This window comes from Pseudomonas syringae, assembly GCF_021605415.1.
GTDB lineage: Bacteria > Pseudomonadota > Gammaproteobacteria > Pseudomonadales > Pseudomonadaceae > Aquipseudomonas > Aquipseudomonas syringae_S.
On sequence record NZ_WKEQ01000050.1, the window covers coordinates 1 to 19,805 of the forward strand.

Annotated in this window: 17 protein-coding genes and 1 pseudogene; 9 read left to right on the plus strand and 9 right to left on the minus strand. The window is 60.5% G+C overall.

Annotated elements, in window-relative coordinates:
• Nucleotides 1-524: 524 nt before the first annotated feature.
• The 5 genes and pseudogenes from GIW69_RS24195 to GIW69_RS24215 form a co-directional block, all read right to left on the minus strand.
• Complete coding sequence (locus GIW69_RS24195; protein ID WP_236485291.1) at nucleotides 525-1,682, minus strand: phospholipase D-like domain-containing protein; 1,158 nt, start codon at nucleotides 1,680-1,682, stop codon at nucleotides 525-527.
• Nucleotide 1,683: 1 nt separating this feature from the next.
• Entirely contained in the window at nucleotides 1,684-2,274 is a 591-nt protein-coding gene (locus GIW69_RS24200; protein ID WP_236485292.1) for a YceI family protein, read from the minus strand.
• A gap of 121 nt (nucleotides 2,275-2,395) precedes the next feature.
• Nucleotides 2,396-2,701 (minus strand): amidase, encoded by a 306-nt coding sequence (locus GIW69_RS24205; protein ID WP_236485293.1) that lies wholly within the window; start codon nucleotides 2,699-2,701, stop codon nucleotides 2,396-2,398.
• Nucleotides 2,698-3,735 (minus strand): annotated as a pseudogene (locus GIW69_RS24210) (serine hydrolase domain-containing protein). The gene GIW69_RS24205 and the pseudogene GIW69_RS24210 overlap by 4 nt, the downstream one beginning before the upstream one ends.
• Before the next feature lie 204 nt (nucleotides 3,736-3,939).
• Nucleotides 3,940-4,818, minus strand: coding sequence for an acyl-CoA dehydrogenase family protein (locus GIW69_RS24215; RefSeq protein WP_236485294.1), 879 nt, complete (start codon nucleotides 4,816-4,818; stop codon nucleotides 3,940-3,942).
• A 153-nt stretch (nucleotides 4,819-4,971) separates the two neighbouring features.
• Between GIW69_RS24215 and olsB the strand changes: the two genes are divergently transcribed.
• Nucleotides 4,972-5,727 carry an L-ornithine N(alpha)-acyltransferase gene (gene olsB, locus GIW69_RS24220; protein ID WP_236485295.1) on the plus strand — a complete coding sequence of 252 codons (756 nt, stop codon included), beginning with the start codon at nucleotides 4,972-4,974 and terminating at the stop codon, nucleotides 5,725-5,727.
• A complete protein-coding gene (locus GIW69_RS24225) occupies nucleotides 5,727-6,521 on the plus strand; it encodes a lysophospholipid acyltransferase family protein (protein WP_236485296.1) in 795 nt (264 codons plus the stop codon). The genes olsB and GIW69_RS24225 overlap by 1 nt, the downstream gene beginning before the upstream one ends.
• A 40-nt stretch (nucleotides 6,522-6,561) precedes the next feature.
• Here GIW69_RS24225 and GIW69_RS24230 read toward each other — a convergent pair whose 3' ends face one another.
• On the minus strand, nucleotides 6,562-7,146 hold the full coding sequence (locus GIW69_RS24230; RefSeq protein WP_236485297.1) for an ACP phosphodiesterase: 585 nt from the start codon (nucleotides 7,144-7,146) through the stop codon (nucleotides 6,562-6,564).
• A 155-nt stretch (nucleotides 7,147-7,301) separates the two neighbouring features.
• Here GIW69_RS24230 and GIW69_RS24235 point away from each other — a divergent pair, with 155 nt between their 5' ends.
• Genes GIW69_RS24235 through GIW69_RS24245 form a run of 3 tightly spaced genes read left to right on the plus strand, consistent with a single transcriptional unit; the run spans nucleotide 7,302 to nucleotide 9,884 of the window.
• Nucleotides 7,302-7,604, plus strand: coding sequence for an ArsR/SmtB family transcription factor (locus GIW69_RS24235; protein WP_236485298.1), 303 nt, complete (start codon nucleotides 7,302-7,304; stop codon nucleotides 7,602-7,604).
• A gap of 34 nt (nucleotides 7,605-7,638) precedes the next feature.
• Nucleotides 7,639-8,805 (plus strand): MFS transporter, encoded by a 1,167-nt coding sequence (locus tag GIW69_RS24240; protein ID WP_236485299.1) that lies wholly within the window; start codon nucleotides 7,639-7,641, stop codon nucleotides 8,803-8,805.
• A gap of 29 nt (nucleotides 8,806-8,834) precedes the next feature.
• Entirely contained in the window at nucleotides 8,835-9,884 is a 1,050-nt protein-coding gene (locus tag GIW69_RS24245; protein WP_236485300.1) for an alkene reductase, read from the plus strand.
• Nucleotides 9,885-10,093: 209 nt separating this feature from the next.
• On the opposite strand, the gene GIW69_RS24250 is transcribed toward GIW69_RS24245, so the two are convergent.
• Nucleotides 10,094-10,726, minus strand: coding sequence for a TetR family transcriptional regulator (locus GIW69_RS24250; protein ID WP_236485301.1), 633 nt, complete (start codon nucleotides 10,724-10,726; stop codon nucleotides 10,094-10,096).
• A 266-nt stretch (nucleotides 10,727-10,992) separates the two neighbouring features.
• Here GIW69_RS24250 and emhA point away from each other — a divergent pair, with 266 nt between their 5' ends.
• The 4 genes from emhA to GIW69_RS24270 all read left to right on the plus strand — a co-directional run bounded on the left by emhA (nucleotide 10,993) and on the right by GIW69_RS24270 (nucleotide 18,455).
• Nucleotides 10,993-12,150, plus strand: coding sequence for an efflux RND transporter periplasmic adaptor subunit EmhA (gene emhA / locus GIW69_RS24255; protein ID WP_236485302.1), 1,158 nt, complete (start codon nucleotides 10,993-10,995; stop codon nucleotides 12,148-12,150).
• A gap of 3 nt (nucleotides 12,151-12,153) precedes the next feature.
• On the plus strand, nucleotides 12,154-15,318 hold the full coding sequence (emhB, locus tag GIW69_RS24260; RefSeq protein ID WP_236485303.1) for an efflux RND transporter permease subunit EmhB: 3,165 nt from the start codon (nucleotides 12,154-12,156) through the stop codon (nucleotides 15,316-15,318).
• On the plus strand, nucleotides 15,315-16,775 hold the full coding sequence (emhC, locus tag GIW69_RS24265) for an efflux RND transporter outer membrane subunit EmhC (protein WP_236485304.1): 1,461 nt from the start codon (nucleotides 15,315-15,317) through the stop codon (nucleotides 16,773-16,775). Before emhB ends, emhC begins: the two co-directional genes overlap by 4 nt.
• Before the next feature lie 420 nt (nucleotides 16,776-17,195).
• Nucleotides 17,196-18,455, plus strand: coding sequence for an OprD family porin (locus tag GIW69_RS24270; protein WP_236485305.1), 1,260 nt, complete (start codon nucleotides 17,196-17,198; stop codon nucleotides 18,453-18,455).
• A gap of 145 nt (nucleotides 18,456-18,600) precedes the next feature.
• Here GIW69_RS24270 and pcaC read toward each other — a convergent pair whose 3' ends face one another.
• Both pcaC and pcaD read right to left on the minus strand, forming a co-directional pair.
• Nucleotides 18,601-18,993: a 4-carboxymuconolactone decarboxylase gene (gene pcaC / locus GIW69_RS24275; RefSeq protein ID WP_236485306.1), complete on the minus strand. Its 393-nt coding sequence runs from the start codon at nucleotides 18,991-18,993 to the stop codon at nucleotides 18,601-18,603.
• 10 nt (nucleotides 18,994-19,003) lie between these two features.
• The gene (gene pcaD / locus GIW69_RS24280) at nucleotides 19,004-19,795 is read right to left on the minus strand and encodes a 3-oxoadipate enol-lactonase (RefSeq protein WP_236485307.1); all 792 of its coding nucleotides are present in this window, start codon (nucleotides 19,793-19,795) and stop codon (nucleotides 19,004-19,006) included.
• Nucleotides 19,796-19,805 lie beyond the last annotated feature (10 nt).

Here is a 19,805-nt window from a genome sequence, read left to right on the forward strand (position 1 = left end):
GATTCACCACCAACCGATCCACCCATCCCCAGATCCGCTGTTTCACCCGGCGCCACAACGGCCGGCGCTTCCAGATTGCAGCCCAAACTCCATGGTCGAAGCAGAGCTTCGAGCTGCTGTAACTTTTCAGCCAACACAACACCTGTGGGAGCTGGCTTGCCAGCGATGAGGCCAGCACATTCAACATCCCGGTTGACTGTCACGCCGCCATCGCTGGCAAGCCAGCTCCCACAGTGTTTATGGGGGTGGCGACTAGCCCCGTCGATCCAGCAGATTCACCACCAACCGATCCACCCATCCCCAGATCCGCTGTTTCACCCGGCGCCACAACGGCCGGCGCTTCCAGATTGCAGCCCAAACTCCATGGTCGAAGCAGAGCTTCGAGCTGCTGTAACTTTTTAGCCAACACAACACCTGTGGGAGCTGGCTTGCCAGCGATGAGGCCAGCACATTCAACATCCCGGTTGACTGTCACGCCGCCATCGCTGGCAAGTCAGCTCCCACAGTGTTTATGGGGGTGGCGACTATCCCCGTCGATCCAGCAGATTCACCACCAACCGATCCACCCATCCCCAGATCCGCTGTTTCACCCGGCGCCACAACGGCCGGCGCTGCCACTCTTCCAGGCTCACCCGCTCGCTCAATGCAAAATCCCGGGTGAAGCTCGCCTCGACGGCTGCTGTCAACGGCGGATCCAGCGCTTCCAGATTGGCTTCAAGGTTGAAGCGCAAATTCCAGTGGTCGAAATTGCACGAGCCGATGCTCACCCAGTCGTCCACCAGCACCATTTTGAGGTGCAGGAAACACGGCTGGTATTCGAAGATTGTCACCCCGGCCTTGAGCAGACGCGGGTAGTAACGGTGCCCGGCGTAACGCACCGACGGGTGATCGGTGCGCGGCCCGGTCAGCAGCAGACGCACGTCCACGCCTCGGGCGGCCGCCTTGCGCAAGGAACGGCGGATTTTCCACGTTGGCAGAAAGTAAGGTGTGGCCATCCAGATGCGTTTCTGCCCGCTGTTCAGGGCGCGGAACAACGATTGCAGAATGTCCCGGTGCTGACGGGCATCGGCATAGGCTACGCGGCCCATGCCCTCGCCTGTATCCGGTACCCGAGGCAAACGGGGCAAACCGAAATTCACGTTCGGCGCCCAGGCGCGACGATGACGGTTGGCGATCCATTGGCGGTCGAACAAGACTTGCCAGTCGAGCACCAGCGGGCCGCTGATTTCGACCATCACTTCATGCCATTCGCTGGTGTCTTCTCCCGGCGTCCAGAACTCATCGGTAACGCCCGTGCCGCCGACCACGGCCAAACACTGGTCAACCAGCAGCAGTTTGCGATGATCGCGGTAAAAATTGCCGACCCAACGTCGCCAGTTCAGCCGATTGTAAAAACGCAGCTCAACCCCGGCACCGGTCAGGCGTTGGCGCAGGTGCAGCGTAAACGCCAGGCTGCCGTAATCATCGAACAGGCAGCGCACCCGCACGCCCCGCTCGGCGGCTTGTACCAGCGCCTGCACAATGGCTTCGGCGCAGGCGCCGGCTTCGACCAGGTACAACTCCAGTTCGATTTGCTCTCGGGCCTCGGCGATTTTTTCCAGCATCCGCGGAAAGAACTGCGGGCCGTCGATCAACAGCTCGAAGCGGTTGCCGTCACGCCAGGGGAACACCGCGCCGCGCATGTCAGCGCGCCGTGAAAATCAGCACCGCACCCACCGGCACCGACAGGCTGATGGCCGACAGGCCGGCCATTTTGCGCAAGCTTTCGAGGCCCGGTGCAAGGTCGAAATCTTCGGCGCTGATGACCAGCGGTTCCAACGTCACGACCTGAAAGCGTCGATCATCGAGGCGGGTGGCGAGCAGTTCGGCGGGGTATTCGTGCTGCTTGCCGTGCAGGCTGACGGTCAGCGGCAGGCGCAATTCAAGCTGCGCGCCGGGAGCGAGGTCGTTGATCGGGCGCAGGTCGATTTTCGTGGTGATCGTCGCTTCGGGGAATTGCTCGATCTGGAACAGGTCTTTGCGCATGCGTTCGTCGCGCAAGGGAATGCCGCTGTTGATCGAGTCCAGCTCGACGTCGACTTGGGCCTTGCCGTCGGGATCGACCTTGCCATGCAACACCAGAAAGCGCTGCACTTCGGAGACGTGGGCGTTTTTCGTACTGACAAAGGAGAGCCGCGACGATTCGCCGTCCAGATACCAATTGGCCTGGGCCGGCAGCGCGGCGGTGACCAGCAATAGGCCGGTGATGGCGCAGCAGAGGGAGCGGTTGAACATTGAAAACTCGTGGGGCGGATGAACCTGCACGAACCTTAACCGGCCTTCGGCTTATTGCAAGCCGAAGATTAAAAGATCGCAGCCTTCGGCAACGTCTACAGGGTTTGCATGGAATTGGAGATCAGGGATTGAGGCGGCAGCCTTGGCGTTCGTCTTGCCATTGGGCGCTGTGGGTTCGGCCCATGCCGTTGACGATGATGGTTTTGCTGGCGGCGTCATCGCTGAAGCGGCTGGTCGGCAACCACTGTTTTACATAGCCCCGGCAATATTGCGCGGCATTGTTCATCACGTAACGGCACGAACAATATTCCTTGGCGGTGTACGCGCCGATGATGTCCGGGAACGCCCACAGCGCCGCGCGCTCGTGCCAGACCCAGCCAAGCGTTGCGAGCAGCAGCACCAGTAGAAAGCGTCTGAACAGCTTCATGGCTGCATTGCCCCGAGCACACGCTTGAGCAATTCGTTGTGACGGTAACTGCCGTCGCGATCATCGCCATAACGCACGATCACCAGTTTCTGGCTGGGGATCACGTACATCGCCTGGCCCCAATGGCCGAGGGCGGCAAAAGTGTCGGCGGGCGCATCCGGCCAAGGTTGCGTGGCGCCCTCTACCGCGCGATTGAGCCACCAATGGCCGCCAGGAACCGCTTCATCCTGGTGGGCCTTGTAACCGGCGAATGGCTGACGATTGAACGCCACCCAGTCCTTGGGCAGCAATTGTTTGTCGCCCCAACGGCCATCCTGCGCCATCAATAAGCCGACCTTCGCCAGATCGCGGGCGGTGAGGTAGGCGTATGAAGAGGCGACAAAAGTGCCGCTGGCGTCGGTTTCCCACACGGCATGCCGGATGCCCAGCGGTTCAAACAGGGCCGTCCATGGATAATCGGGATAACGCTGTGGGCCGACGATGGTTTTCAGCGCCGCCGCCAGAAGATTGCTGTCGCCACTGGAATAACGGAACGCCTGCCCCGGTTCGGCATAGGCGTCATGGTCGGCCGTGAACGCAGCCATGTCACGGCGGCCTCGGGTGTAGAGCATCGCCACGACCGAGGACTTGAGCGGGGCGTATTCGTAGTCTTCCTGCCAGTCCAGGCCCGAGGCCCAGTGCAGGAGATCGGCCACGGTGATGGCCGGGTGTCTGTTCAGCGGCGGGTAAAACTTTTGCGCCGAGTCTTCGAGTTTGAACAAGCCCTCGCCATAGGCCACGCCGAGCACCGTGGCCATCAGGCTTTTGCTGATCGACCAGGTCAGGTGCGGCGTGTCGGCGGTGGTCGGACCGGCGTAGCGTTCGTAGACAATTTGACCGTCGCGCAGCACCAGCAAGGTGTCAGTGCGGATGCCTTAGCGAGTGGCGTCGTCGCGAAGCTGGAATGCGTAGGTTTCCAGGTCTCGCAACGCCGGGCTGGCGGCTTGCGCCGTGAAGCTGAACAGCAACAACAGCAGGGACAGGCCTTTGAACATGGCGAGAGCTCAGACTCGAATCCGCTGAGACTAGCCCGCAAAAATGACAATTCCAGTGTAGGAGCGGCCACAGGCTCGGGCCGTGTTCGGACGATCCTTTAACGGCTGGAACGCGGAGCGTCCCGGGCTGCGTTACCACACGGAGCGTGGGAACGATCAATACAGAAATCCTGTGGGAGCCGGGTTTGCCCGCGATGAGGCCCGTCAGTTCACCGCCAAAGCCTTAGTCAGGCGTTTGGCCCGGGCGGTGGCGGCCATTTGCATGACGGCTTGATCCCGTTGCCACATCGTCGCCCACTCCGTCGCGCCGTTCGCCAGTGCCTGATCGATCTCGGACTTGAGTCCGTCGAACTGTGCGAACAATCCGCCGAGCAACACATGCCCCGCCGGATTATTCGGCGGCTGCCGGCTGACTTCCGCACACCCGGCCAGCAGCGCCAGCAAGCGCAGTTGCAGCGCTTGGGGCCAGCCGCTGTCCTGACCGACGCCATAGAGCCACGCGGTCATGGCGCTCAGCACATATAAGTCTTCCAGGCTACGAAACGGCTTCACATAAGCATCCCAACCATCCCCGGCGAGCAATTCGCACATCGCATCATCAAGGTGCAAGCGACCGTGACTGACGTCCGGCATCAACGGCAAGGCCGGCAGTTTTTCTACCCGCACACCCGGTTCGCCGGGGTACACCACGGCAAGACTCAGGCGCGGGGTCTGGCCCGGTTCTTCGCTGCGAGCGGCGATCAGCAGCCAGTCGGCGGCGTCGCCAGCGGTGACGAAATCCTTGCGACCGTTCAGGCGCAGGTCCGTCAGGCGAGTCTGCATGTCCGCCGCACGCAAGCTGCGTTGCTCCGTCGCACATAACGCGCCGAGGCTCGCCGGGGCGCTCGGCCACAACATCCGCAGCGCCGCCTGATAACCCACCAGAAATGCCAGCCCCGGCGTCGCCATCCGGCGCCCGCCCGCGACTGCCAACTCGAATGGCGTGACGTTGCCCAGTTGCTGCAACAGGGTCGCGAATCCTTCGCTCAGATCGGCGACGGCGGGCAAGCGTTCATGGCGTTCAAGCAGCGTTGACCAGGGCATAAGCGCCTCCTTGTGGGCTGTCATGGAACCATCACCAAACATTCATGGCGATGACACCGGGGCTACATAGCCTGACTTTGCACAACACGGCTGCATAAAGAAAGTCGATCGGCTGCAACCCACGACGGGTTAATGGCCCGTACGGAGATTTACATGACTCAGATCGCTCGCATCAGCGACACCGGCAATGAACGCCGTCTGCAAGCCGAACGCCTGATCGGCGCCGAGGCCTTGCAGCAAGCCCAGGCCCTGCGTTTCAACGTGTTCAGCGGCGAGTTCAACGCCAGGCTGAAAGGCGCGGAGCTGGGTCTGGACATGGATGACTATGATGTTCACTGCACTCACATCGGCGTGCGTGACCTGAACACCGGGCGTCTGGTGGCGACCACGCGGCTGCTTGATCACACGGCCGCCAGCAGCCTTGGCAAGTTCTACAGCGAAGAAGAATTCAGCCTGCACGGCTTGGCGCATCTGCAAGGCCCGATCCTGGAAATCGGCCGTACCTGCGTCGACCCCGCCTATCGCAACGGCGGCACCATCGCCGTGCTCTGGGGCGAACTGGCCGAAGTATTGAATCAGGGCGGCTACAGCTATTTGATGGGCTGCGCGAGTATTCCGATGCAGGACGGCGGCATTCAGGCTCACGCGATCATGCAGCGTCTGCGCGAACGTTATCTGTGCACCGAACACCTGCGCGCCGAGCCGAAAAATCCGCTGCCGACCCTGGATATTCCGTCCAACGTCATCGCCGAAATGCCGCCACTGCTCAAGGCCTATATGCGCCTGGGCGCGAAGATCTGCGGCGAGCCGTGCTGGGACGAGGATTTCCAGGTCGCCGACGTGTTCATCCTGCTCAAGCGCGACGAACTCTGCCCGCGCTACGCCAAACACTTCAAGGCGGCCGTGTAATGAGCCGGCTGCGGGTGTACGCGCGGATCGCGCGAGTGTTGGTGGTGGTGACGCTGGGTTTGACCATGGCGAGTCTGTTTGGCCTGCTCGAGCGTTTGGGCCTGGCCCACTCGATGGAGCGTCGGCAGCGCTGGTCGCGGTTTTTCATGGCGCGCCTGAGCAATGCCCTGCCCTTTCGCGTGACCGTTCACGGTGAATTGCCGAAGCAGCCGATGCTGTGGGTCAGCAACCATGTGTCATGGACCGATATTCCCCTGCTCGGCATGCTGACGCCGCTGTCGTTTCTGTCCAAGGCTGAAGTGCGCACCTGGCCGGTGGCCGGTTGGCTGGCGGCGAAGGCTGGCAGTCTGTTTATCCGTCGTGGCTCGGGCGACAGCCAGTTGATCCGCAAACAGATGACCCGTCACCTGCAACAGGAGCATCCGCTGCTGATGTTTCCGGAAGGTACGACCACTGACGGTCGTTCGCTGCGTACCTTTCACGGGCGCTTGCTGTCGGCGGCGATCGATTCCGAGGTTAAGCTGCAACCGGTGGCGATCCGTTATCAGCGTGATGGTGAAATCGACTCGCTGGCGCCCTTCATTGGCGATGACGATCTGCTGTCGCACCTGATGCGTTTGTTTGGCAATGACCAGGGTGATGTGGAAATCCATCTGCTCAAGCCGATTGCCTGCCAGGGCCGGGAGCGGGCGGCATTAGCATTCGAGGCGCAGCAAGCGGTGCAGAAGGCATTGTTTGGCGAAGTGGCCAAGCCAGCCGAACCGCGACGTGCGGGCGAACTGATAGCCGCCTGAAAGGTGTAACCCTGTGGGAGCGAGCCTGCTCGCTCCCACATTAGATTTTCAGTGGTGCTGCGTTTTGTGCAAAATCCTGCAACTGTGGATAGAACAGCGCGAAATCCTCACTTAACGGCTCATACAACCGTCGCAATTCCTGCATCGCTCCCGCCAGTTCTTCCGGCCGGGTCAGGCGTCGGGAAATCCCGCGGAGCACCTGTTCCAGCACTTCAAATTCCTGATACGAACCCAGCCAGTCATTGGCAACCATGTGCGGTGCAATCTTCGCCAGGCGTTCTGGCAACTGGCGCTCGTTCGTCAGCGCTTGATAGACATCGGACGTGAACTGCGCCAGCGGTCGGTCGGCATACAACCGCCAGTCCCGCGCAAGACAGTGATCGAAAAACACGTCGAGCACGATGCCGGCGTAACGCCGACGGGTATCGGAAAACCGCGCCAACGCAACGTCCACCAACGGATGACGGTCGGTGAAGACATCGATGCGTCGATGCAACACGATGGCCGATTCGATCTCCGGTTCGTACTGACCTTGCAACCGTCCTTTGACGAAATCGCCGTATAGGCTGCCGAGCAATTGTCCGGGGCGCTGGCCACCGAGGTGTAGATGTGCGAGATAGTTCATGGGCGCAGCTTAGCACTGCGCCTCAAATATCGTTATAACTCGATATACCGATTTTCTTGATCATCAGAGCAAAATCATATTGGTATATCGCGAAGTACCGATTTAAAGTTCGCCCCATCGCGATATAGCGTTGTACACATCACGAGCACCCCACCATGAACCTAAACGTCGACGAAATAATAAAAGCCCTGGCGCACCCGGTACGCAGAGACATCCTGCACTGGCTGAAAGATCCGACCGTCGAATTTCCCGACCAGTCTCACAGCAATGAGCACGGTGTTTGCGCCGGGCAGATCGATCAACGTTGCGGCCTGTCGCAGTCCACAGTGTCCGCGCATTTGGCGACCCTGCAACGCGCCGGCCTGATCAGCAGCCGCAAAGTCGGCCAATGGCATTTTTTCAAACGAAACGAGGACACCGTCCAGGCGTTCCTCAGCACCCTCAGTAAAGAGCTCTGACCCTTAACGTCAGCCAGCCGACAAGGAATCAACAATGCCCCTCTCGCTCCTCATACTTGCCTTGAGCGCCTTCGCCATCGGCACCACCGAGTTCGTCATCATGGGCCTGCTGCCCGACGTGGCGGCCGATCTCGGTGTGTCGATTCCCGGCGCCGGCTGGCTGGTGACCGGTTACGCCCTGGGCGTGGCCATCGGTGCGCCGTTCATGGCACTGGCCACCGCAAAACTGCCGCGCAAGGCTGCGTTGGTGGCGTTAATGGGGATTTTCATTGTCGGCAACCTGCTGTGTGCAGTGGCCAGTGACTACAACGTATTGATGTTCGCCCGCGTGGTGACGGCGCTGTGTCACGGCGCGTTCTTCGGCATCGGTTCGGTGGTGGCTGCAGGTCTGGTGCCGGCCAACAAACGCGCTTCGGCCGTGGCGCTGATGTTTACCGGTCTGACGTTGGCCAACGTACTGGGCGTGCCACTGGGCACCGCGCTGGGTCAGGAAGCCGGCTGGCGTTCGACCTTCTGGGCGGTCACCGTGATTGGCGTCGTCGCACTGATTGGCCTGATCCGTTTCCTGCCCGCCAAGCGCGATGAAGAAAAACTCGACATGCGTGCCGAACTGGCCGCACTCAAGGGCGCCGGAATCTGGCTGTCCCTGAGCATGACTGCGCTGTTCGCCGCGTCGATGTTCACCCTCTTCACCTATGTCGCGCCGCTGCTCGGCGATGTCACCGGTGTCTCCCCTAAAGGCGTGACCTGGACGTTGCTGCTGATCGGCCTGGGGCTGACCGTCGGCAACATCATCGGCGGCAAACTGGCAGACAAGCGCCTGGGCGCCACTCTGATCGGTGTGTTCGTGGCGATGGCGGTGATTTCCACTGTGCTGAGCTGGACCAGCGTCGCGCTGATCCCGACCGAAATCACCCTGTTCCTTTGGGCCACCGCGTCGTTCGCCGCCGTGCCGGCGCTGCAGGTCAACGTCGTGACCTTCGGCAAAGCTGCACCGAATCTGGTTTCAACGCTGAACATCGGCGCCTTCAACATCGGCAATGCATTGGGCGCCTGGGTCGGCGGCAGCGTCATCGCCCATGGTTTCGGCCTGACCAGCGTGCCCTTGGCCGCAGCGGTTCTGGCGGTGCTCGCGCTGCTGGTGACGCTCATCACTTTCCGTCAGGGCGGCAATGCCGATCTGGCGCCTGTTACTAACTGATCACTGATTTCCTACGAGGCTTGTATTAAATGACGACTATTTTCGATCCGATCAAACTGGGCGACGTCGAGTTGGCCAACCGCATCATCATGGCGCCGCTGACCCGTTGCCGCGCCGATGAGGGGCGCGTGCCGAATGCATTGATGGCCGAGTACTACGTGCAACGCGCATCTGCCGGCCTGATTCTCAGCGAAGCCACGTCCGTAACCCCGATGGGCGTGGGTTATCCGGATACGCCGGGCATCTGGTCAAACGACCAGGTCCGCGGCTGGGCCAATGTCACCAAAGCGATCCATGGCGCGGGCGGCAAGATCTTCCTGCAACTGTGGCACGTCGGCCGGGTGTCTCACACCTCGTACCTGAACGGCGAAGCACCGGTTGCACCGAGCGCGATCCAGCCGAAGGGCCACGTCAGCCTGGTGCGTCCATTGGCCGACTACCCGACGCCACGCGCCCTGGAAACCGCTGAAATCGCCGACATCGTCGACGCTTACCGCACCGGTGCCGAGAACGCCAAAGCCGCCGGTTTCGACGGCGTGGAAATCCACGGTGCCAACGGTTACCTGCTCGACCAGTTCCTGCAAAGTAGCACCAACCAGCGTACCGACAACTACGGCGGCTCCCTGGAAAACCGTGCCCGCCTGCTGCTGGAAGTGACTGACGCTGCGATCGACGTTTGGGGCGCCGGCCGTGTCGGTGTGCACTTGGCACCGCGCGCCGACTCCCACGACATGGGGGATGACAATCTGGCAGAGACCTTCACCTACGTCGCTCGCGAACTGGGCAAGCGTGGCATCGCGTTCATTTGCTCGCGCGAGAAAGAAGGTGCCGACAGCCTCGGCCCGCAACTCAAAGAAGCCTTTGGTGGCCCGTACATCGCCAACGAACGCTTCACCAAGGACAGCGCCAACGCGTGGCTGGCCAGCGGCAAGGCCGACGCTGTGGCGTTTGGTGTGCCGTTCATTGCCAACCCGGACCTGCCGGCACGTTTGAAGGCTGATGCGCCGTTGAACGAGGCGCGTCCAGAGCTGTTCTACGCGAAAGGCCCGGTCGGCTACATCGACTATCCAACGTTGTAAATCGCACCGCAGAAACGCAAAAAGCCCCCGACTCTTAAGAGCCGGGGGCTTTTTCGCTTAAGGCCGGTCGGGCAGCTGCGACATTTGCTCACGCCCACACGCACAAATTCCCTACAAAATACTTAGCTCACTTACGTATAAACTCCCCGCCGCAGGCCCGTAAAAAAACAGGCCAAATGACATAAGCTTCGGCCATTGCGGATTTTGTTTCATTTGCGCAGGCTTGGGCTCCAGCGCAGCATGTCCAGCCCGGTATCGACCCAACGCTCAGCTTCGGCATGCAGATCAAAGCTGTCCGGGGCGAGCAGCCATCCATACAGAAGGCCGTCGATGTAGGCGTGAATGCAGATGGCCGCTCGGAAAGTGTCGAGGTCTTCCGGCAATTGGCCGCGATTGACCGCGTTTCGCAGGGTCAGACCGATGCGCGTGTTGCACTCGAGACTGGCCGTCCGGCGCTGCTGGCGCAAATCACACATTTCATCGGTGAACTCGCACTTATGAAACAGAATTTCGTTGATACGCCGGGTTTTCGGATCCAGTGCAATTTCATGAAACAAATGAATCAACAGTTGGCGCATGCACCCCAGCGGATCGAGCTCATCCTCGCTCTCACTGGCTTTGGCCAAATTTTCCAAGGGTTCCTGCAAGCTGTCCAGCATGGCCTGCACCAGATCGGCCTTGTTGCTGAAGTGCCAGTAAATAGCGCCGCGGGTCACACCGGCCAAGGTCGCGATGTCCGCCAGGGTCGTGCGGGCCACGCCTCGCTCGAAGAAGGCTTTTTCCGCCGCTTCGAGTATCTGGCTTCGGGTTTCTTGAGCTTCCTCTTTGGTACGACGGACCATGGCAGTAAAACCTCAAACAGGATGTTTCAGGGATGGCTGAATATCCGCTGAATAAAAATGGGGGGATCTCTCGCGAATCGCCTCCCCGACCTACAATTTCCGACCTTGAAACAACTTTTGTAACCGTGTGGGTACGTAGCCAAGGTATTTACAAACAACCATGAACGTAAGTATATTCAATAGCAAGCTACTTATCCACCCGGAAGCCTTTTTTTACCCTTCAACACTTCTTGTGCGCACTTTGCGCGCCTGACCCGAGGATTTTCATGCAATTCAAGCCAGCTGTTACCGCTCTGGTCACTGCCCTCGCCCTGGCATCGCTGCTCAGCGGATGCAAAAAGGAAGACGCGGCACCGGCCGCACCACCCCCTCAGGTCGGCGTTGTCACCCTGCAACCACAAGCCTTTACCCTGACTTCTGAACTGCCCGGCCGCACCAGCGCGTTCCGCATTGCCGAAGTTCGACCGCAGGTCAACGGGATCATTCTCAAGCGTCTGTTCAAGGAAGGCGCTGACGTCAAAGTCGGCCAGCAGCTGTATCAGATCGATCCTTCGGTCTATGAAGCGACCCTGAAAAGCGCCGAAGCCAATCTGCGTTCGACCAAGTCGATCTCTGATCGCTACAAGCAACTGGTCGACGAGCAAGCCGTCAGCCGTCAGGAATACGACACCGCCGTCGCCAATCGCATGCAATCGGAAGCCTCGTTGCAGACCGCGCAGATCAACGTGCGTTACACCAAGGTTTACGCGCCGATTTCCGGCCGTATCGGCCGTTCCTCGGTTACCGAAGGCGCACTGGTCAGCAATGGCCAGACCGAAGCCATGGCTGTGATCCAGCAGCTGGATCCGATCTATGTCGACGTCACCCAGTCCTCGGTAGAATTGCTTGAGCTGCGCCGCGAACTCGAAAGCGGTCGCCTGCAGAAGGCTGGCGACAACGCCGCCGCCGTCAAGCTGACCCTCGAAGACGGCAGCCAGTACAAGCTCGACGGTAAGCTGGAATTCTCTGAAGTGTCGGTCGACCAGACCACCGGTTCGGTGACCCTGCGTGCCGTTTTCCCGAACCCCGATCACACCTTGCTGCCGGGCATGTTCGTACACGCGCAGTTGCAGGCCGGTGTGAACAGCGCCGCGATCCTCGCGCCGCAGCAAGGCGTGACCCGCGACCTCAAAGGCACCCCGACCGCTCTCGTCGTTGGTCCGGACAACAAAGTCGAGCTGCGTCAGCTGAAAGCCAGCCGCACCGTCGGCAGCCAATGGCTGATCGAAGACGGCCTGAAAGCCGGTGATCGTCTGATCACCGAAGGTTTGCAATACGTGAAGCCGGGTGTCGAAGTGAAAGCCAGCGAAGCGACCAACGTAGACGCAAAGAACCCGGCCCCCGCTCAGGCAGCTGACAAAGCCGCCGGCGGCAAAGGGGAGTAACTCATGTCAAAATTTTTCATCGACCGTCCGATTTTCGCCTGGGTAATCGCCCTGGTGATCATGTTGGTCGGGGCACTTTCGATCCTGAAACTGCCGATCAACCAGTACCCGAGCATCGCGCCACCGGCCATTGCGATTCAGGTGACCTACCCGGGTGCGTCCGCACAGACTGTGCAGGACACCGTGGTTCAGGTGATCGAGCAGCAACTCAACGGTATCGACAACCTGCGTTATGTCTCGTCGGAAAGTAACTCCGACGGCAGCATGACCATCACCGCGACCTTCGAGCAAGGCACCAACTCCGACACCGCGCAGGTTCAGGTTCAGAACAAGCTGAACCTGGCCACCCCGCTGTTGCCGCAGGAAGTGCAGCAACAAGGTATCCGCGTGACCAAGGCAGTGAAGAACTTTCTCCTGGTGATCGGCGTGGTATCGCGCGACGGCAGCATGACCAAGGACGACCTGTCCAACTACATCGTGTCGAACATGCAGGATCCGATCTCGCGCACGGCCGGTGTCGGTGACTTCCAGGTCTTCGGTGCCCAGTACGCGATGCGCATCTGGCTCGACCCGGCCAAGTTGAACAACTTCAGCCTGACCCCGATCGACGTGAAAAACGCCATTGCCGCGCAGAACGTCCAGGTGTCTTCCGGTCAGCTCGGTGGCTTGCCTGCCGTGCAAGGCCAACAACTGAACGCCACGATCATCGGCAAGACCCGTCTGCAAACCGCCGAGCAGTTCAAGGAAATCCTGCTCAAGGTCAACAAGGATGGCTCGCAGGTTCGCCTGAAAGACGTCGCCGACGTCGGCCTCGGTGGTGAAAACTACGCGATCAGCGCCCAGTTCAACGGCAGCCCGGCGTCCGGTCTGGCGGTGAAGCTGGCCAACGGCGCCAACGCCCTCGACACCGCAAAAGCGTTGCGCAACACCATCGACAGCCTCAAGCCGTTTTTCCCGCAAGGCATGGAAGTGGTCTTCCCGTATGACACCACTCCAGTAGTGACCGAATCGATCTCAGGCGTGGTTCACACCCTGATCGAAGCGATCGTGCTGGTGTTCCTGGTGATGTTCCTGTTCCTGCAGAACTTCCGCGCCACCGTCATCACCACGATGACCGTACCGGTGGTATTGCTGGGTACGTTCGGCATCCTTGCCGCCGCCGGTTTCAGCATCAACACCCTGACCATGTTCGGCATGGTGCTGGCCATCGGTTTGCTGGTGGATGACGCCATCGTTGTGGTGGAAAACGTCGAGCGGGTGATGAGCGAAGAAGGCTTGTCACCGAAGGAAGCGACCAAGAAGTCCATGGGGCAGATCCAGGGCGCACTGGTCGGTATTGCGCTGGTTCTGTCGGCGGTACTGTTGCCGATGGCGTTCTTCAGCGGCTCCACCGGTGTGATCTACAAGCAGTTCTCGATCACCATCGTTTCGGCCATGGCCCTGTCGGTACTGGTCGCCCTGATCTTCACCCCGGCGCTGTGCGCCACCATGCTCAAGCCGATTCCAAAGGGTGAGCACGGCACGCCGAAAAAAGGCTTCTTTGGCTGGTTCAACCGCAACTTTGATCGTGGCGTTCGCAGCTACGAGCGTGGTGTCGGCAACATGCTGACGCGCAAGGCGCCGTATCTGTTGGCGTACCTGCTGATCGTCGTCGGCATGATCTGGCTGTTCACCCGCATTCCGACCGCGTTCCTCCCGGAAGAGGACCAAGGCGTTCTGTTCGCCCAGGTTCAGACCCCGGCCGGTTCCAGTGCCCAGCGCACGCAAGTGGTTGTGGATGAAATGCGTGAGTACCTGCTGCGTCCTAACAAGGACGGCGGTGAAGGCGACGCGGTGGCTTCGGTGTTCACCGTGACCGGCTTCAACTTCGCCGGCCGTGGCCAGAGCTCGGGTATGGCGTTCATCATGCTCAAGCCGTGGGGCGAACGTAACGCTGACAACAGCGTGTTCAACCTGGCGGCGCGTGCCCAGCAGCACTTCTTCAGCTTCCGCGATGCGATGGTGTTCGCTTTCGCCCCGCCGGCGGTTCTGGAGTTGGGTAACGCCACCGGTTTCGACGTGTTCCTGCAAGACCGTGCCGGCATCGGCCACGACAAGCTGATGGAAGCGCGCAATCAGTTCCTCGGCATGGCCGCGCAGAGCAAGGTACTCACGCAAGTGCGTCCGAACGGTCTGAACGACGAGCCGCAGTTCCAACTGGAAATCGACGACGAGAAAGCCAGTGCACTGGGTATCACCATCGCCGACATCAACAACACCTTGTCGATCGCGTTGGGCAGTAGCTACGTCAACGACTTCATCGACCGTGGTCGGGTGAAGAAAGTCTACGTGCAAGGCCAGCCCGACTCGCGCATGAGCCCGGAAGATCTGAAGAAGTGGTACGTGCGTAACGCCACCGGCACCATGGTTCCGTTCTCGGCATTCGCCAAGGGCGAGTGGATTTACGGATCGCCAAAACTGGCCCGTTACAACGGCGTCGAAGCGCTCGAGATCCTCGGTTCACCGGCCCCGGGCTACTCGACGGGTGAAGCGATGGCCGAAGTCGAAGCGATTGCCAAGAAACTGCCGGCCGGCGTCGGTATTTCCTGGACCGGCCTGTCCTATGAGGAACGTCTGTCCGGCTCGCAAGCTCCGGCGCTGTATGCCCTGTCGCTGCTGATGGTGTTCCTGTGTCTGGCGGCGCTGTATGAGAGCTGGTCGATTCCGATCGCGGTCATGCTCGTGGTGCCGCTGGGGATCATCGGTGCCTTGATGGCCACCAGCCTGCGCGGTCTGTCCAACGACGTGTACTTCCAGGTGGGCCTGTTGACGACCATTGGCCTGGCGGCTAAAAACGCCATCCTGATTGTCGAATTTGCCAAGGAACTGCATGAGCAGGGACGCACGCTGCGTGAAGCGGCGATCGAAGCCTGCCGCATGCGTCTGCGACCGATTATCATGACGTCGCTGGCCTTCGTCCTCGGTGTGGTGCCACTGGCCATCTCCACCGGCGCGGGCTCCGGCAGTCAACACGCAATCGGTACGGGCGTGATTGGCGGTATGCTCACGGCTACGATCCTGGCGATTTTCTGGGTTCCACTGTTCTTCGTCACCGTGTCGTCGATTGGCCAGCGTAAAAACGCCGGCAAGGATGACACCACCGAAACTCCTAAAGAGGCTGGCCAATGAGCAAGTCGCTACTTTCCATCGCAGTCGCCGCCTTCGTGCTGAGCGGGTGCTCGCTGATACCTGATTATCAGCAGCCCGAAGCGCCGGTGGCCGCGCAATATCCGCAGGGCCCGGCGTACTCGCCGGCCCAGGCACCGGCACAAGCCGCTGCCGAGCAGGGCTGGAAGCAGTTTTTCCATGATCCGGCCCTGCAACAGCTGATCCAGGTCGCTCTGGAAAACAACCGCGACCTGCGTGTCGCGGCGCTGAACATCGAGGCTTATGCGGCTCAGTACCGCATCCAGCGCGCCGACCTGTTCCCGGCCGTTTCGGCCAATGGCACCGGTAGCCGTCAGCGGGTTCCGGCCGATGCCTCGCAAACCGGTCAAGCGGGAATCACCAGTTCCTACTCCGCCACCGTCGGCATCAGCGCTTACGAACTCGACCTGTTCGGTCGGGTTCGCAGCCTGAGCGAACAAGCGTTGCAGCAATACTTCGCTACCGAAGAAGCGCGCCGCAGCACGCAGATCAGCCTGGTCGCCAACGTGGCCAACGCTTACCTGACCTGGCAGGCGGACAAAGAACTGCTGAAGTTAACTCAGGACACCCTCGGTGCCTTCGAGCAAAGCTACAAGCTGACCAGCCGCAGCGCCGAAGTCGGCGTGGCTTCGGCACTGGATCTGGCGCAATCGCGCACCTCGGTGGAAAACGCCCGTGCACAACTGGCGCGCTACACCCGCCAGGTGGCCCAGGACGAAAACAGCCTGACCCTGCTGCTCGGCACCGGCGTGCCGGCCAACCTGCAAGCGGCCAAACCGCTGTCGGATGACCTGCTCAGCGAAGTGCCGGCCGGTCTGCCATCGGATCTGCTGCAACGTCGTCCGGACATCATTCAGGCCGAATACAACCTGAAAGCGGCCAACGCTAACATCGGCGCGGCCCGTGCGGCGTTCTTCCCGAGCATCAGCCTGACCGCCAACGCGGGCACGTTGAGCCCGGATCTGTCGGGTCTGTTCAAGGGTGGTTCGGGTACATGGCTGTTCCAGCCGCAGATCAACCTGCCGATCTTCAACGCCGGCAGCCTGCGCGCCAGCCTCGACTACGCCAAGATCCAGAAGGACATTGGCGTGGCGAACTATGAGAAGTCCATTCAAACGGGCTTCCAGGAAGTCGCCGACGGCCTGGCCGCGCGCCAGACCTACACCGAACAGTTGCAGGCGCAGCGTGACTTCGTCACCGCCAACCAGGATTACTACCGCCTGGCCGAGCGTCGCTATCGCATCGGTGTCGACAGCAACCTGACCTTCCTCGATGCCCAGCGTCAGTTGTTCAGCGCAGAACAAGCGCTGATCACCGACCGCCTCGCGCAGCTGATCAGTGCGGTCAATCTGTACAAGGCGTTGGGCGGTGGCTGGAATGCGCAAACCGCGCAGAACGAACCGCTGAAAGAAGAAGCGCCGAAGATGAAGTTGTTCTGATCATTCGGTGAAAACATCAAGCCCACCTTTTGGTGGGCTTTTTGTTGTCTGCGGGGAAAAAGTGCTGGCCATTACTGCCCCATCGCTGGCAAGCCAGCTCCCACAGGTTATGTGGACACCGCAGAACTCTGTGGGAGCTGGCTTGCCAGCGATGGGGGCCTCATAACCCAAACAAAATCCAGATAAATCTTGCGTTCGATAATCGCACTAAACCGTTTTTGCGCCGTTGAACGACCGGCACAATCCCCCGCACCATCGGAACCACAAAACCAATAACATCAAGGTTCGACACCATGCCTCCGCGCCCCGCCCTGTCCGGCTGATTCCGTCTAGCTCAACCCCTGATCCAAATTTTGACTGCACCCAACGGTGCGGCATTGCCCTGCGCATCCCCTATAAAAATCAGAGAGAACCGAGTCCATGACGCCTTCCAACGCGCCGTATCTTTTTCCCAGCCTGATCGCCCTGACCCTCGCCGGCATCGCCCTGCCCGCCGCCGCTGAAGAAGCAGGTTTCGTCGAAGGCGCCAAGGTCAACCTGAACCTGCGCAACTTCTACATCAACCGCAACTTCACCAACCCGACCAAGGCGCAGGGCAAGGCTGAAGAGTGGACACAGAGCTTCATCCTCGATGCCAAATCGGGCTTCACCCAGGGCACTGTCGGTTTCGGCATGGACGTGTTGGGTTTGTATTCGGTGAAACTCGACGGCGGTAAAGGCACCGGCGGCTCGCAACTGTTGCCGCTGGATCACGACGGTCGCCCGGCGGACAACTTCGGCCGCACCAACGTCGCGTTCAAGGCCAAGCTGTCGCAGACCGAAGTGAAGGTCGGTGAATGGATGCCGGTGCTGCCAATCCTGCGTTCCGACGACGGTCGCTCGCTGCCCCAGACGTTCCGCGGCGGCCAGATCACCTCGAAGGAAATCGATGGTCTGACCCTCTACGGCGGCCAGTTCCGCGCCAACAGTCCGCGCGACGACAGCAGCATGAGCGACATGTCGATGAACGGCAAAGCCGCGTTCACGTCCGACCGTTTCAACTTCCAGGGCGGCGAGTACGTCTTCAATGAAAAACGCACGCAGATCGGTCTATGGAACGCTGAACTCAAGGACATCTACAGCCAGCAATACGTCAACCTGATTCACAGCCAGCCCCTCGGCGACTGGACGCTCGGCGCCAACCTCGGATTTTTCTACGGCAAGGATGACGGCAGTGCCCGCGCCGGCGACCTCGACAACAAGACCTGGTCGGGCATGTTGTCGGCGAAGTACGGCGGCAACTCGTTCTATGTCGGTTTGCAGAAACTCACGGGCGACAGCGCCTGGATGCGGGTCAATGGCACCAGCGGCGGCACGCTGGCCAACGACAGCTACAACGCCAGTTATGACAACGCTCAGGAACGCTCCTGGCAAGTTCGCCACGACTACAACTTCGCCGCCCTCGGCGTGCCCGGCCTGACGTTGATGAACCGCTACATCAGCGGCGACAACGTGCACACCGGCACCATCACTGATGGCAAGGAATGGGGACGCGAATCGGAACTGGCTTACACCGTGCAGAGCGGCACGCTCAAGGATCTCAACGTCCGGTGGCGCAACTCGACCATCCGCCGGGACTTCAGCAACAACGAATTCGACGAGAACCGCCTGATCGTCAGCTACCCGATCAACCTGCTGTAACGCCCCCCCGCGGCAGCGCCTACAGGGGCAGAAAAACCTGTGGGAGCGGGCTTGCTCGCGAAAGCGCATTCGCCGTCAACATCAATGTTGAACATGATGCCCTCTTCGCGAGCAAGCCCACTCCCACCTTTAGATGTGTTGGCTGTTATTTCCGGGATTCGATCCCTAGCTCATCCCACACCGATTCCGCCAGATGGAACGTCGCATTCGCCGCCGGAATCCCGCAGTAAATCGCGCTCTGCATGATCACTTCCTTGATCTCGCCACGGCTGACGCCATTGTTGGCCGCCGCACGCAAATGCAGTTTCAGCTCAGCCTCGCGGTTCATGCCGATCAGCATGGCGATGGTGATGAGGCTGCGGGTGTGGCGTGGCAAGCCGGGACGCGTCCAGATGTCGCCCCAGGCGTGACGGGTGATCATCTCCTGAAACTCCGAGTTGAACTCGGTCAGCGCTGTGAGGCTGCGATCGACATGCGCATCACCCAAGACCGCGCGGCGTACGTTCAGGCCTTCGTCATAACGTTGTTTCTCGTCCACAAAACCGTCCTCACTGAGCGTTCAGAAATGCCAGCACACGGTCGCTGAAGTCAGCGCCGGCCTGGACGTTGGACAAATGCGCGGCATAGAACTCGGCGTACTCGGCGCCGCGCACATGCTGCTGAATAAAATGCCCACCGGCCGGCGGCGTAACCGCATCTTCGGTGCCGGCGATGACCAGCAGCGGCACGTTGATTGACGGCAATTGATCGCGGAAGTCCGCATCTCGAACTGCCGCGCAATTGGCCGCGTAACCCTCTGGCGACGTCGCCGCGAGCATGTCGGTAATCTGCTTGGCCGCTGCCGGATTGGCCGCCGAAAAATCTGGCGTGAACCAACGGGCAATCGACGCATCACGCAGCGCAACCATGGCGGCCTGACCGTCACGCAGCACGGTTTCGATGCGCGGATTCCACACCGACGGATCGCCGATTTTCGCGGCGGTGTTGCACACGATCAGCTTGTTCAGTCGATGCCCGGCATTGATCCCCAACCATTGACCGATCAACCCGCCCATCGACAAGCCGCAAAAATGTGCGCGTTCGATGTGCAAGGCATCCAGCAGCGCCAGCACGTCGTGGCCCAGTTGCTCGATGCTGTACGGGCCCGGCGTCACCAGCGATTGGCCATGACCACGGGTGTCAAAACGCAGCACGCGAAAATGCTCGGTGAATGCCGGCATCTGCGCGTCCCACATGTGCAGGTCTGTGCCCAGCGAGTTGGACAACATCAGCACCGGCGCAGCGTCCGGGCCTTCTATCGTGTAGTGCAGTTCGCCATCGGCGAGTTGAACGAAAGCCACAAGCCCTCTC